The organism is Mesorhizobium sp. WSM4808 (assembly GCF_055811675.1).
On record NZ_JBVVQX010000020.1, the window covers coordinates 74,274 to 89,277 of the forward strand.

General features: G+C 62.4%; 11 protein-coding genes and 1 pseudogene. 2 read left to right on the forward strand and 10 right to left on the reverse strand.

The features are described 5' to 3' along the window. Window positions 1-126 precede the first annotated feature (126 nt). Entirely contained in the window at window positions 127-1,713 is a 1,587-nt protein-coding gene (locus AC0L2U_RS28695) for a DEAD/DEAH box helicase (protein ID WP_164748844.1), read from the forward strand. Between the two features lie 73 nt (window positions 1,714-1,786). On the opposite strand, the gene AC0L2U_RS28700 is transcribed toward AC0L2U_RS28695, so the two are convergent. From AC0L2U_RS28700 to AC0L2U_RS28740, 9 genes and pseudogenes are all read right to left on the reverse strand, one after another. After that, entirely contained in the window at window positions 1,787-2,392 is a 606-nt protein-coding gene (locus AC0L2U_RS28700; RefSeq protein WP_473603023.1) for a hypothetical protein, read from the reverse strand. A 229-nt stretch (window positions 2,393-2,621) separates the two neighbouring features. Then, window positions 2,622-3,272: a YiaD family glycine zipper/OmpA-like lipoprotein gene (locus AC0L2U_RS28705; protein WP_013531371.1), complete on the reverse strand. Its 651-nt coding sequence runs from the start codon at window positions 3,270-3,272 to the stop codon at window positions 2,622-2,624. 176 nt (window positions 3,273-3,448) lie between these two features. Further along, window positions 3,449-3,818 (reverse strand): annotated as a pseudogene (locus AC0L2U_RS28710) (GFA family protein). Window positions 3,819-3,976: 158 nt separating this feature from the next. Beyond that, complete coding sequence (locus AC0L2U_RS28715; RefSeq protein WP_023812122.1) at window positions 3,977-4,354, reverse strand: hypothetical protein; 378 nt, start codon at window positions 4,352-4,354, stop codon at window positions 3,977-3,979. Window positions 4,355-4,640: 286 nt separating this feature from the next. Continuing rightward, a complete protein-coding gene (locus AC0L2U_RS28720) occupies window positions 4,641-5,060 on the reverse strand; it encodes a GFA family protein (RefSeq protein ID WP_127395902.1) in 420 nt (139 codons plus the stop codon). Between the two features lie 79 nt (window positions 5,061-5,139). Then, a protein-coding gene (prfB, locus tag AC0L2U_RS28725) for a peptide chain release factor 2 (protein WP_127272597.1) occupies window positions 5,140-6,271 on the reverse strand; the annotation gives its coding sequence in 2 pieces (ribosomal slippage) (window positions 5,140-6,204 and window positions 6,206-6,271; 1,131 coding nt in all). Window positions 6,272-6,389: 118 nt separating this feature from the next. Beyond that, window positions 6,390-8,846, reverse strand: coding sequence for a penicillin-binding protein 1A (locus AC0L2U_RS28730; RefSeq protein ID WP_127395903.1), 2,457 nt, complete (start codon window positions 8,844-8,846; stop codon window positions 6,390-6,392). Between the two features lie 30 nt (window positions 8,847-8,876). Then, entirely contained in the window at window positions 8,877-9,059 is a 183-nt protein-coding gene (locus tag AC0L2U_RS28735) for a hypothetical protein (RefSeq protein ID WP_127323273.1), read from the reverse strand. Between the two features lies 1 nt (window position 9,060). After that, a complete protein-coding gene (locus AC0L2U_RS28740; protein WP_127269499.1) occupies window positions 9,061-10,323 on the reverse strand; it encodes an N-acetylmuramoyl-L-alanine amidase in 1,263 nt (420 codons plus the stop codon). A 652-nt stretch (window positions 10,324-10,975) separates the two neighbouring features. Between AC0L2U_RS28740 and AC0L2U_RS28745 the strand changes: the two genes are divergently transcribed. After that, window positions 10,976-13,918 (forward strand): Rne/Rng family ribonuclease, encoded by a 2,943-nt coding sequence (locus AC0L2U_RS28745; RefSeq protein WP_127810294.1) that lies wholly within the window; start codon window positions 10,976-10,978, stop codon window positions 13,916-13,918. Between the two features lie 101 nt (window positions 13,919-14,019). Here AC0L2U_RS28745 and AC0L2U_RS28750 read toward each other — a convergent pair whose 3' ends face one another. Beyond that, a complete protein-coding gene (locus AC0L2U_RS28750; RefSeq protein ID WP_127272410.1) occupies window positions 14,020-15,003 on the reverse strand; it encodes a glutaminase in 984 nt (327 codons plus the stop codon). Window position 15,004: the final 1 nt, after the last annotated feature.

The window sequence follows — 15,004 nt, forward strand, 5'->3', positions numbered from 1 at the left end:
TTTCTGTTGACAAATCGAGGGCTTGCTCCTAATTGCAATACCAATCTTGCAGGCGCGTGGCGCTTGCCGCGACAGACGCCATTAGACGCCGTTGCGCTTCCCCGAACCAGCCAAAGACAACAACACTTGTCCTCAGACACCACGACCGCTCCAGAAGCGTTGACCTTTTCAGACCTCGGCCTGTCGCCGAAGGTCCTTTCCGCAGTCACCGACGCCGGCTACACCGAGCCGACGCCGATCCAGGCGGGCGCCATTCCGCATGCCCTGCTGGGCAAGGACGTGCTGGGCATTGCCCAGACCGGCACCGGCAAGACGGCCTCCTTCGTGTTGCCGATGCTCACAAGGCTGGAAAAGGGCCGCGCCCGCGCTCGCATGCCGCGCACGCTCATTCTGGAGCCGACGCGCGAGCTCGCTGCTCAGGTCGAGGAAAACTTCGTCAAATACGGCAAGAACCACAAGCTCAACATCGCGCTTCTGATCGGCGGCGTGTCGTTCGACGAACAGGACAAGAAGCTGGAGCGTGGCGCCGACGTGCTGATCGCGACACCCGGCCGTCTGCTCGATCACCGCGAGCGCGGCAAGCTTTTGCTCAACGGCGTCGAGATCCTCGTCATCGACGAAGCGGACCGCATGCTCGACATGGGCTTCATTCCCGACATCGAGCGCATCTGCGAAATGATCCCGTTCACCAGGCAGACGCTGTTCTTTTCGGCGACGATGCCGCCCGAAATCACCAAGCTCACCGAAAAGTTCCTGCACGCGCCGGTCCGCGTCGAGGTTTCGAAGGCAGCATCCGCCGCCACCAACATCATCCAGCGGCTGGTCAAATCAGGCTCCAAGCCATGGGACAAGCGCGAGACGCTGCGCAATTTGATCAAGGCCGAAGACGCCGAACTGAAGAACGCCATCATCTTCTGCAACCGCAAGGTCGAAGTGTCGGAGCTGTTCCGCTCGCTGCTGAAGCATGATTTCGACGCCGGTGCGCTGCATGGCGACATGGACCAGCGCGCGCGCATGCAGATGCTGGCCAATTTCCGCGACGGCAAGCTGCGCTACCTCGTCGCTTCCGACGTTGCCGCGCGCGGCCTCGACATCCCCGATGTCAGCCATGTCTTCAACTATGACGTGCCGATCCACGCCGAGGACTATGTCCACCGTATCGGCCGCACCGGGCGCGCCGGACGCTCCGGAAAATCCTTCACCATCGCGACCAAATCTGACACCAAATACATTGATGCCATCGAACGTCTGATCGGCAACAAGATCGAGTGGCATGACGGCGACTTGTCGACGGTGGTTGCCAGCGAAGGCGAGGACGATGCTCCGCGCCGTGGCAAGGGCGCGCCGCGCCGTGCCGGACGCAAGGACGACGACCGCGGCAGGGAAAAGAGCGGCGAGCGCAAACCGCGCGAACGCCACGCCAAGCGCAGCGAAGATGCCGCACCGGAAACAGTCCGCGAGGATCAGCCGGTGGCCGAGGCCGCAGCCGCCGACATCGGCGAACGGCGTTCGCGCAAGGAAGCGATCCGTTCGGAAAACACCGAGCGCAAATCATCCGATCGCAATGAACAGCGCGCACCCGAACGCGGCGACACCCGGCCGCAGCGTGACAACAGCCGCCCTGCCCGCCAACGCCACCAGGAAGACAATGATTCCACCGTTGGCTTCGGCGACGACATGCCGGCCTTCATGCGGATCGTCGCCAAGGTCTGATCCCGACCGCTTCGAAGGCGAGCCGGCCACTCGGCTGCCTTCTCGGCAAAGCTCTTTCAGCCTGGCTCGCCCGTTACATCGGCCCAGGCATCATCTTGGTCGGTTTTTCCAGCATCGGAAACTCGGCCTTGTTGCATTTCACGTTCGGGTTCGTCGGACTGAACATGCCGTTCGGGTTGTCCCCGAGCCAGGCATGAAGGTCGTAATGGACGAACTCCTTCGGGATGAGAGGGTAGTGCCCCTCCATAGGTCCCATGAAGGTTTGGCCAAACAGCTTGGGCGGCTCCTTGGTGTCCGGCGTCAGCGGCACCAGCCATTCCACTCCGACCAACTTCAGGCCTTTCCTGGTCGGCTCGTAGATCAGCACGTTCGGCCTCATCGGATCGAGCTTCTGGCCGACACTCGGGACATTGACGAAGTGGATGCCCATGGCGCCCTTCGGGTAGTCCATCGCGCCCGGTATCTTTTCTCCGCTGTAGTGGACGCAGCCGACGGTCGACAGATAGAGGTCGCGGACGGCAGCGGTGTAATCCTCATATTTGGCGAGCGATTTCTTCAAGGCATCGATGTCGGCCTTGTTGGCGTCCTCGGCCCGAGCCGAAGCAACGTTCAGCCACGCGCCTACCAAACCTGTCAAAACGAGGACGCCGCAGCGCCCAAGGCTGGCTGTTCTTGTCATGCATTCCTCCCAGATTTCTGATCTGGCCGTGCAAGACCGAGGCGGAAAAATGCTGATTGCGCGGCCAGTGACACCGCCTCATCCCCTCAGGAACAGCGATGATGCTATTCCTTTCCATAGCTGCGGGAAAGATGTATTTTAGCAATAACTAATTGAATAACACCAATATCCGCTCAAACAAAAAACGGCCCCCCAATGGGAGCCGTTTCGCATTGGTTTGCCGTACAAATCAGGTGAGCGGCGAAAGCTGGATCTCGACGCGGCGGTTCTGGGCGCGACCTTCGGCCGTGGCATTGGATGCGACCGGGCGTGTCTTGCCGAAGCCGGTGACTGCGAAGCGCCGCTGATCCACGCCCTGACCGGACAGATAGTTCGCCACCGCCAAAGCACGGCGCTGCGACAGATCGAAATTGTGCTGGTCGCCACCGGTCGAATCGGTGTGGCCGAACACGTCGACCGTGGTCTGCTTGAACTTCTTCAGCACCAGCGCGACAGAGTTCAGGACCTGGTAGAAGCCGGGCTTCACCGCATCCTGATCCGAGTTGAAGGTGATGTCGGACGGCATGTTGAGGATGATCTGGTCGCCGCTGCGGGTGACACTGACACCGGTGCCCTCGAGTTGCCGGCGCAGTTCGGCCTCGTTCTGGTCCATGGTGGCGCCGATGGCGCCGCCGGCCAGCGCGCCGATGCCGGCGCCGATCAGTGCGTTGCGGCGGTCATTGCCGCCGGCAAGCAGGCCAAGGCTTGCACCCGCCAGAGCACCAAGGCCGGCGCCGGCCGCCGTGTTGGAAATCTTCTGGTCGCCCGTATACGGATCGGTGGTGGTGCAGGCGCTCACGAGCACAGCCGTCGCCACGACGACGAGCACAGTCTTTTTCATAGGATCGTCCCTCTCCAAGTCACGCCTTGCGGTGGCGCCAAATCAGCCCTTCCCGCGACTTGTACCACGAATTGCGGCGAAAAGCGGAACGGCAAAAGCGCCGCTCACGGCTTTTCCCGAGGGACCGATACACGGTGATAGCGCCGCATCGCCGGGCCGCAATCGTTCGGATCAGGCTACCAGAGGTTCTTGCCGTCTATGACCACCACTTCGACCTTGTCGAGATCGAAATCGTCGAACAGTCGCGAGTTGACGCTGATCTTGGGATTGTCGAAATCCGGCTCGCCGGTCGACCAGTCCGGCGTTTCGGTAAAGGTGCCGCAGCCGCAGGCGGCGCAAAAACCGTGCTTTACGGTTTTCGATCCCCAGCGGTAGAAAGAGACGCTCTCCATCGGGGCTGGTGAGCTTGAATTGCGAAGGCACGTAGTAGGCCCAGAGCGAGCCGCGTTTCGAGCAGAAAGAACAGGTGCATTGCGTCACCGTCTGCGGTGCCTGCGAAACCTCGAATGTCGTCGCCTTGCAATGACAGCTTGCCTTGATGGTCATCAACGAACTCGTCCTGTCGCCCGCCACCCTGTGCGGCAAAGGCAGCATAAGGAGGTGCTCCTGACAACTGTCTGTCAGCAGGCATCACCCGAACCGCGCAAACCCGGCCTGCGGCCCCGGTCACACGCGACCGCGGACGTCCGACCGCCGTCCTGTCGTCAATAAGAGCGCGGCGGCACGAACAGGCAGATTGTCTTGCCGGCGTCGAGGCCCGCTTGGTGCGCACACCAATGGAACTCGCCGTCCGGGCTGTCCTTGACACGCTTGTCGGTCATTGGAACGATCTCACCCGTTCCGGCGATGACATAGCCCTCGGGTTTCTCCAGCACTTCGCCTGTATGGGTCGTGCGACAATCATAGTTGGCGCAGCATGCGAACGGATAACTCCAGCCCTGTGGCTTTGCCGCCGTGGGTGTGGCGTCATGCGCGAAGGCAGGTGCCGTCAGCATTGCCATAGCGCCGATCGCGAACAGGGAAAACAAAAGTCGGCCAGCCGGTTGAACGGCATTGGCCGATCTGAGTGTGGCAGCAGACATGACGCGTTCCTTTCAAACGAGCTCAAGCGTTTCGCTTGCCCGTTCCCGGAACGTATCTTCCCAGTGGCCGGATCGTCGGGTCGCAGATATGCCGCGTCCGGCCATAAATGCTTTTTCTCTCCCAGCGTTTGGATGCTGGGCTGATTCCTTGGTCGGCGCAAGAAGATGCATTCCCGACATCGTTCTATGGACGTCAGGTATCCGCTACCGCCGACGAGATGAGGCCAAGGTCAATTCCCGGCAAACGGGCGTCGAATAAACGGAATTGGCCCGCTGTGGTTCCAGCCTATTGCTGGTCAGAGCCGGCAATCACGTGCTCTTGATACTGCGGCAGGTTATCGGTGATGGTGAACCAGCCCGCCTTCGAACCGACGAAGATGTGCTCCGTTGGACGGATGGACGGGTCGTCGACGAGCGTTCCCATGGCGACATGGACGTAGGCGCCGTCGCGCACCAGCGAATAAAGCAAGGAGCCGCACCGGCCGCAATGCGCGTTATGGCCGCTTTCGTCGCCGAAGATCAGAAGCTTGTCCTCGCCTTCGGTGAGGACAAGCTTTTCACGCTCGATACCGGCGAAAGACTTGAAGGCCGAACCGGTGGTGCGCCGGCAGTCCGAACAATGGCAATTCGCGGCATAGAGGAATTCGTCGGCGACCTCGTAGTGAACCGCGCCGCAAAAGCACTTTCCGGTGAGCTTGCTCGCCAATCCTCTCCTCCGTCGCTGTGGTGCGCAGGGATATGTTCAGATTGAGGTCAGGCTAGCCTCACCTGAACATGGACATATCCTAATCCAGGTCTGCTACGGCTTCGCCCGCACCGCCTTCGATGCGCTGCGACAACGAGGCTTCCATGAAATCGTCGAGGTCGCCATCGAGCACGCTCGACGGGCTGGTGCTCTCGACGCCGGTGCGGAGATCCTTCACCAGCTGGTAGGGCTGCAGCACATAGGAGCGTATCTGGTGACCCCAGCCTATATCGCTCTTCGACGCTTCGGTGGCGTTTGCAACTGCCTCGCGCTTCTTCAGCTCTTCCTCGTACAGGCGCGAGCGCAGCATCTCCCAGGCCTTGGCCTTGTTCTTGTGCTGCGAACGTTCGGCCTGGCAGGCGACCGCAATGCCGGTGGCCAGATGCGTGATGCGCACCGCCGAATCGGTGGTGTTGACGTGCTGGCCGCCCGAGCCGGACGAGCGATAAGTATCGATGCGGACATCGGATTCCGAGACGTCGATCTCGATCGTGTCGTCGATGACCGGATAGACCCAGACGCTGGCGAAGGACGTATGCCGGCGCGCATTGCTGTCATAGGGCGAAATACGCACCAGGCGATGAACGCCCGATTCCGTCTTCATCCAGCCATAGGCATTGTGGCCTTTGATCATCAACGTGGCCGACTTGATGCCGGCCTCTTCGCCGTCATGCATTTCCAGCACTTCGACCTTGAAGCGACGACGCTCGGCCCAGCGCGTGTACATGCGCAGCAGCATCGAGGCCCAGTCCTGGCTTTCGGTGCCGCCGGCACCGGCATGGATTTCGAGATAGGTGTCGTTGGAATCTGCTTCACCCGACAGCAACGTCTCGACCTGGCGGGCCTTCGCTTCGCCTTGCATCGAGCGGATCGCGGCTTCGGCCTCGGCAATGACCCCCTCATCGCGCTCTTCCTCGCCGAGCTCGATCAGGCCGATATTGTCTTCCAGCGCCTGCGTCAGACCTTTCACCGAGGCGATGCCCTCTTCGAGGCCCTGGCGCTCGCGCATCAGCTTCTGCGCTTCCAGCGGCTCGTTCCAGAGGCTGGCGTCCTCGGCGCGCACATTGAGGTATTCAAGCCGCTTTATGGCCTGATCCCAGTCAAAGATGCCTCCTCAGCAGGGTTATCGCCTGCCTGATCTCGTCGACAATATTCTGCGTTTCCGCGCGCATGGCTGGCTGTTCTGTCCTGTTTGCTGAAGTCGGTCGGCGCGATACATAGGCAGGCCGCCGCCGGCTGTAAAGCAAAATGGGCTGGCGCCAAGGCCAGCCCATCCGCTCATGAAAACTATCAGTAGAGGCCGCCGCCGCCGGACTGGATGGCCTGGTTGGCCTGCGGCGACAACGCGCCGCCCGTGGCATTGGAGCCGTCGGCGCCCATGCCGATGACCCAATAGCTGTCGGCGGGACCGGTACCCGGCTTGAAGGCTTCGATGATGGTGCCGGGATCGCCCGATGCGGCACGCATGCCGGTCTTGCGGTTGATGGCGACAAGGTTCATGCCTTCGGGCACCTTGAAGTCGACATTGGGCGTGCCGTCCAGCGCCACCCGCATGAAGTCCTTGAAGATCGGGGCCGCGAGGCCACCACCGGTGGCGCCATGGCCGAGTCCGCGCGGCGTGTCGTAGCCCATGTAGAGGCCGACGACGAGATTGGGCGTGTAACCGATGAACCAGGCGTCCTTTTCGTCGTTGGTCGTTCCGGTCTTGCCGGCGATGTGACGGCCGAGTTCACTGATGGTGGCGCCGGTGCCGCGTTGCACGACACCTTCCATCATCGAGGTGATCTGGTAGGCCGTCATCGGATCGAGCACCTGCTCGGAATTGTCGACGAGTTCCGGCTCCGGCTGGTTCTGCCATTCGGGCGCATTGCAGCCCTGGCAGCCACGCTCGTCCTGCTTGAACACCGTCTTGCCGTAGCGGTCCTGGATGCGGTCGATGAGCGACGGTTTGATCGACTTGCCGCCATTGGCCATGATCGAATAGGCCGACACCATGCGCATCACGGTGGTTTCGCCGGAACCCAGCGCCATCGGCAGATAGGGTGCCAGATGGTCGTAGACACCGAAGCGCTCGGCATATTCGACGACCAGCTTCATCCCCATGTCATTGGCAAGCCGCACCGTCATCAGGTTGCGCGACTTCTCGATGCCGGAGCGCAGGGTCGCCGGACCGGCGACGGTGCCGTCGTAATTCTTCGGCGTCCAGCTCGTGTTACCGCTCTGGATCGTGATCGGCCCGTCCATGATCACCGAGGCCGGCGTATAGCCATTGTCGAGTGCGGCCGAATAGACGATCGGCTTGAACGAGGAACCCGGCTGGCGCATGGCTTGCGTGGCGCGGTTGAATTCGGACTGCGCATAGGAGAAACCGCCGACCATGGCCAGCACGCGGCCGGTGTGCGGGTCCATGGCGATCAGGCCGCCTTCCACTTCGGGCACCTGGCGCAGGCTGTAGGCGCCATCGGCACCATCGTTTTTCTGCACGAAGATGACGTCGCCCGGCTTCAGCACCTCCGCCGGCGACTTGGCCTTGACGGTCTTGCCGGCAACCACATGGCGCATGGCAAAACCCATGTCCTCCTTGCTGATGGTGCCTTCGACGCGCTCCTTGACGATCTCGCCCGACGCCTGCCGTGCGGGCTGCAGGCCGATCGACAGCCCGGTCGCCGAACTGTCGAGCACGACGGCGAGCGACCATTCGGGAACATCCTCCAGCCCCTTGACGGCGCCGAGCGGCACGCCCCAGTCGCCCGACACGTCGATCGATGTTACCGGCCCGCGATAGCCGCGCAGCGTGTCGTATTTCATCAACCCGTTCTGCATCGATTTGCGGGCAATGAGCTGGATCTTCGGATCGAGCGTGGTGCGGACGGAGAGGCCGCCTTCGTAAAGCGCGTTCTCGCCGTAGCGGGCGATGATCTGGCGGCGCACCTCTTCGGTGAAGTACTCGCCGGCAAACAGATAGGTGCCGCTGCGGCGCGGCGTCACGCCCAACGGCTCGGCCTTGGCCTTGTTGCCTTCCTCACGCGTGACGTAGCCGTTCTCGACCATCTGGTCGATGACCCAGTTGCGGCGTTCGATCGCGCGATCGGCATGCTTGAAAGGGTGGTAGTTGTTCGGCCCCTTGGGCAGCGAGGCCAGGTAGGCGGCCTCGGCCACGGACAGTTCGTTGACCGACTTGTCGAAATAGGTCAGCGCCGCACCGGCGACGCCATAGGCGCCGAAACCGAAGAAGATTTCGTTGAGGTAGAGCTCGAGAATACGATCCTTGGGATAGGCCTGCTCGATGCGGAAGGCGAGGATCATCTCCTTGATCTTGCGCTCGTAGGTCTGGTCCGAGGACAACAGGAAGTTCTTCGCCACCTGCTGGGTGATCGTCGAGGCGCCGACCTGACGCCGGCCCGAGCCGAGATTCTGCAGGTTGACGATGATGGCACGGCCGAGGCCGGTCACATCAATGCCCGGGTGGTTGTAGAAATTCTTGTCTTCCGCCGACAGGAAGGCCGCCTTGACGCGGTCCGGTATGGCCTGGATCGGCAAATACAGGCGCCGTTCGCGCGCGTATTCGGCCATCAGCGCGCCGTCCGACGCATGGATGCGGGTGGTCACCGGCGGCTCGTATTTGGCCAGCACCTCGTAGTCGGGCAGATCTTTCGACAAATGGCCGATGTAGATCGCAACGCCCGCCGCGACCAAAAGGGCCAGCGTCGTGCCGATGCCGAAAAAATAGCCAATGAGACGAATCATACCCGCTCCAGTCCTTGGTTCGGGAATTTCCTAAACGAAGCCGCCTTTCGCGCAAGCTTTCGAGCCGGTCCCAATCCGTAATCGAAAACCCTTGTCGCCGCCATGTGGACAAAATACGGCAATGCCTGATTTCGCGGTCGCGAGCCGGAAATAAAAAGCATTGGGTGTTGTCGTCGCGCAACGCCGCCTCTGGTTGCAGGCGCCGCCGGTCATGTCAACCTCCGGTTCCCGGTCCGGCCTTGGCCGACGCGAACAGCGCGACGGCGTTGGTTATGCTCTGGGCCGCCTTGCCGCGCCAGTCGGCGTTGAGCAACTGCGCCTCGTCCTTGGCGTTCGAGAGATAACCGAGTTCGACCAGCACCGACGGCACGTCGGGTGCCTTGAGCACCTTGAAGCCCGCCGAACGCTGCGGATTGTTGATGAGGCCGACGCTGGTCGACAACTGGCCAACCAGCGTGTGGGCGAAACTCATCGAGAAATTGTGCGTTTCGCGGCGGATCAGGTCGATCAGGATGTCGGTGACTTCCTTGTTGTCGTTCTTGATTTCCATGCCGGCGAACTGATCGGAGAGGTTTTCTCGGTCGGCGAGCGCCTGCGCCTCGGGGTCCGAGGCCTTGTCGGAGACGGTGTAGACGGTGGCGCCGCGAATGCCCTTGACGCTGATCGTGTCGGCATGGATCGAAATAAGCAGGTCGGCCTCATGCTGACGGGCGATGCGCACGCGGTCATCAAGACGCAGGAATTCGTCTGTGTCGCGCGTCATGAACACATCATAATTGCCAACGGCTGCGAGTTTGTCGCGCAGCTCCGTGGCGAAGGCCAGCGTGACATTCTTCTCGATGGTGCCGTTCAGGCCCTCGGCACCGCCGTCGATGCCGCCATGGCCGGGATCGATGACGACGGTGAACCGATGACCCGGATTGGAAACCGGTCCGGTGCCGACCCGCCCTCCCTTGTCGGTCGAAACGGTCGATCCGGTGGTCAGCGCCTGGTTGGCCAGCGCCACGTCGAACTCGCGCTCGGATGCCGCCGACATGTCGATGGCAATGCGGTAGCCGGTTCCGTCCTCGTTCTTGAGCACGTCGAGCTTGTCGACGGCGAACGGTCCCTTGCCGGTGAGGATCAGCCGCGAAACGCCCTCGCTAAGCGCGCCCAGGCGCACGCCCTTGACCAGGCCCCGCGCCTTCAAGTCCTTGGCATCAACGGCGAATCTCGTATTCGCGAGATCGATGACAAGGCGGTTGGGACCGCGCAGCAGGAACCATTTGATATCGGGTTCGCGATCGAAGTCCATGACGATGCGCATCTTGGTGGCATCGCCGGCCATCTTGTAACCTTTTGCCACGAGCGGAGCGTCGGCGGCATTGGCTTTTGAGGACAAGGCAGATGAGACCGCCAGCAGCAGCAAGAGGCAGAAAGCGGCCAGGATCCGGCCGCAGACACGACATCCCTTGTCTGTGAAGTCCGCCAATCCCATCTCTCTTCCAGTCGCTCCCGGTTTGGCGCCCGGCGCCGGTCGTTTCGTCGAAATGCCGGTTAGGCCGCGAACTCGATTAACGATTGGTATCCAGAGAAGGTTAACCAAGCCTTTTCATGCAAGGGCGGCAAGCTGGCTTACGCTACGGAACGGCTTTTTGCCGGCATCGGAAATCGGGGTTGCCTTCCACCCCGCCAAATCATAAAAGCGATGGTGGATCACTGCAATCCTGGAACCGCCCTCCTCCGCAGCTTCTTGCTACAGGGTCAGACGTAAAGGCGGCTCCTTTCGCTTCAGGCGAAAAGGGTTCAGGTGATCGCGACGAATTTCGCAGGCGTGCTCCCGTGGCGGGGGAATCGCCTGCGTGAGGAAAACGGCCGGGTTTGTTCCCGCGCCGGCTCTGTAGGAGCAAACAAGCTGGTCCGGTTCATCCGGGCTTTGGTTCAAAAGGTTCTGTTGGTGACGATGGCTTCAAGCGCAATCATGGAAAGGTCCGCATCAAACCGCGCCATTATGGCTGCGGGCGGCACCGCCATGGCGCTCAAGCGGCGGCCGACGGACGATCAAATATCCGGCACCCACATCCCAGGCACGCAGCAGCAGGCTTTGCCTCGCAAGCTGCGGCTGACGGCTGCCGGGGGGAAACGAAATAATGCCCAACAAAATGCTGATAGACGCCTCCCACCCGGAGGAAACACGCGTCGTCGTCGTACGCGGTAACCGTATTGAAGAATTCGACTTTGAATCCCAGGACAAGAAGCAGCTCAAAGGAAACATCTACCTAGCCCGCGTAACGCGCGTAGAGCCCTCCCTTCAGGCAGCCTTTGTCGAATATGGCGGCAACCGTCACGGTTTTCTCGCCTTCAGTGAAATTCACCCCGACTACTACCAGATTCCGGTCGCCGATCGTCAGGCACTGCTGCGCGCGGAAGCGCAGGAGGCTGAGGACGAAGAGAACGAGGACGGCGACGGCGATGATCGCCAGAGCCGCGATCGCGGACGGCGCGGCCGCCGGCGCGGCGGCAAGCCCCGCGACCGGGGTGAGCACAAGCGCGATGCAGCCGATTCCAGCGAGGCAAGCGACACTGCCGACGAGGCGGAAGAGGGCGCCGACGCTGGTTTCGAGGAGATCTCGCACACGTCCGAGATCATCGAACATGCGGCCGATGCGTCCGAACATGCCGATGCGTCCGAACATGGCCAGGATTCCGCCGAGCAGGACGAAGGCGAAACCCGCGAAGGCGGTCCGACGTCGATCGCCGCCTCGGTCGAGGCCGATGTGATTTCCGAAGCCGTTCCGCAGGCCGAACAAGGCAGCGAGGCGACCTCCGGCGACAATGATCGCGGCATGCTGGAAGAAGTGCAGTCCTCGCATCCGGACGATCACGAGGTCGAATCGGTCGGCGCCGAGGACGCGCTGGAAGAAGTGCGCAACCGCCGCAAGCCGGTGCGCCGCCAGTACAAGATCCAGGAAGTGATCAAGCGCCGGCAGATCCTCTTGGTGCAGGTCGTCAAGGAAGAGCGCGGCAACAAGGGTGCGGCACTGACCACCTATCTGTCGCTTGCCGGCCGCTATTCGGTGCTGATGCCGAACACGGCGCGTGGCGGCGGCATTTCGCGCAAGATCACCAGCGCGGTGGACCGCAAGCGCCTGAAGGAGGTCGTTGCCGATCTCGAAGTGCCGCAGGGCATGGGCGTTATCCTGCGCACCGCCGGCGAGAGCCGCACCAAGGCCGAGATCAAGCGCGATTACGAATATCTGATGCGGCTTTGGGAAAATGTCCGCAATCTCACCTTGCAGTCCACGGCCCCTGCCCTGGTCTACGAGGAAGGCAGCCTGATCAAGCGCTCGGTGCGCGACCTCTATAACAAGGATATCGACGAGATTCTTGTCTCCGGCGAGGAAGGCTATCGCGAGGCCAAGGACTTCATGCGCATGCTGATGCCGAGCCACGCCAAGGTGGTTCAGCCGTTCCGCGACACGACGCCGATCTTCGTGCGCAACGGCATCGAGGCACAGCTCGACCGCATGCTGCAGCCGCAGGTGACGCTGAAGAGCGGCGGCTACATCATCATCAACCAGACCGAGGCGCTGGTTGCCATCGATGTGAATTCGGGCCGCTCCACCAAGGAGCACTCGATCGAGGACACCGCACTCCACACCAATCTGGAAGCGGCCGAGGAAGTCGCGCGTCAGCTCAGGCTGCGCGATCTCGCCGGCTTGATCGTCATCGACTTCATCGACATGGAGGAGAACCGCAACAACCGCTCCGTCGAGAAGCGGTTGAAGGATCACCTCAAGAACGATCGTGCGCGCATCCAGGTCGGCCGTATCTCGCATTTCGGCCTGATGGAGATGTCCCGCCAGCGCATCCGCGCCAGCGTGCTGGAATCGACAATGAAGCCTTGCCCGCATTGCGGCGGCACCGGCCATGTGCGCTCCGATTCGTCGGTCGCGCTGATGGTGGTGCGGGCGATTGAGGAATTCCTGCTCAAGGATTCCCGCAGCCACATCACGGTGCGGACGCCGGCGGCGACCGCACTCTACGTGCTCAATCACAAGCGCGGCACGCTGGTCGAACTCGAAAGCCGCTTCGGGCTGACGATCACCGTCGAGGCCGACGATTCGGTGGGTTCGCAGCACTATGCGATCTTCCGCGGCGCGCTGGCTGAAAAGCCGGAAGGCTTCGTCGAGGCGCGCAGCTTCCCGGCCTATGTCGAGCCGGAAGAGCCCGAGGACGAGATTGTCGTCGTCGAGGAAGATGACGAGGCGCCGGTGCAGGCCGAACAGCCACGCCAGCAGCCGCAGCAACAACAGCCCCGGCCCGCTGCCGGTGGCGAGGAAGGCGACGGCCGCGACCGCAAGCGCCGCAAGCGTCGGCGCCGGCGCGGCGGCAAGGATCGCGATCGCGAACATGGCGCCCCTGCGGACGGTGCTTCCGTCTCGGCTCCGGCCGGTGAGTTTTCGGACCCGGACTCGGCCGCCAGCGATGGCGACACGGAAACGGACGACAATGCCCCTGTCGGTGTTGCCGAAACGTCTGAGACAGCTGAAGCTTCGGACGAAGGCCAGGGCAAAAAGCGCCGGCGCGGCAAGCGCGGCGGCAAGCGCAACCGTCGCGAAGACGGTGAAGGCGAGGCTGAGGCAAGTGCTGGCGAAACAGCAGACGCGCCTGAAGGCGAAGTCCGGGCAACCGAGGTGATCGCCGGCGAGCCGGTCGTTGCTGCACCAGCCGAAGAGCCGGTGGCGCTTGCCCCGGCCAATGACGACGCGCCGAGCACGGAGAAGCCGAAGAAGCCACGCCGTGCCGCCAAGCCAAAGAAGGCCGCGGCCGAAATTGTCGCCGATGAGCCGGCTGCGGAGGTGGAAGCACCGGTCGACACGCCGGTCACCGCATCCGACGAGGCAGCCATCGCTTCTGTCGAGGAGGCACCGAAGGCCCGCTCGTCGCGGCGCAAGCCGGCGGCGGCGAATGCGCCGGTCGAGCCGGTCGTGTCTTCGATCGTCGCGGAAGAGCCCGCGGCCAAGGCCGAGGACAAGACCGAGGACAAGCCGAAGCGCGGCGGCTGGTGGCAGCGGAAGGGCTTTTTCTAAGCCTTTCAATCGCATGAGCTAGTTCTTTGACAAAAAAATCCCGCGCCGTCTCGAAGACGGCGCGGGATTTTCTTATCTGGCGCTATGGCGGATCGCGAAGGCTACGGCGCGAAGATCGACCAGTTCATCATCCTGGCAAGCTTTTCCAGCGCGATCGACCCCAGCTTGGAGTTGCCGTTGGCATTGAGACCTGGCGACCAGACGGCAAGCGACGCCACGCCCGGCACGATGCCCAATATTCCGCCGCCGACGCCGCTCTTGCCGGGGATGCCGACGCGGAAGGCGAAATCGCCGGAGCCGTCATAATGGCCGCAGGTCAGCATCATGGCGCCGATGCGGCGTGCCCGTTCGGCCGACACCACGGAATGCCCGGTCGCCGGGTTCTTGCCGCCATTGGCGAGGAAGCGGCCGGCGAGCGCCAGTTGCCGGCAACTCATGGCGATGGCGCAATGGTGGAAGTAGACGCCCAGCGCCAGTTCCGGCGCATGGTGGAGATTGCCGAAGGATTTCATGTAGTTGGCAAGCGCGAAGTTGCGGTAGCCGGTGGCGCGCTCGGACGCCGCCACCTCGCGATCGATGATGATCGTCTCGTCGTCGGCGAGGAACTGGATGAAGCGCAGGATCTCGCCGATCGCCTCGCGTGGCTGGTGGCCGGCAAGCAGGATGTCGGAAATGACGATGGCGCCGGCATTGATGAACGGGTTGCGCGGAATGCCGTTCTCATGCTCGAGCTGCACGATCGAGTTGAACGGATTGCCTGACGGTTCGCGGCCGACCCGCTGCCACAGCGCGTCGCCGACATTGCCGAGCGCCAGTGTCAGGGTGAACACTTTCGAGATGCTCTGGATGGAAAAGGCCTGGTCGGCGTCCCCCGCCGTCAGCACGCGCCCGTCATTGGTGACCGCTGCGATGCCGAATTTCTTCGGATCGACCTTACCCAACTGCGGAATGTAAGAAGCGACATCACCGCGATCGGTGCGATCGGCCATTTCGGCAGCGACTTCGGCCAATGCCTGATCAAGTTTGGAGGCCTGATCAAGTTTGTGGGCCTGATCAAGTCTGAGGGCCTGTTCGAGTTCCGGCATG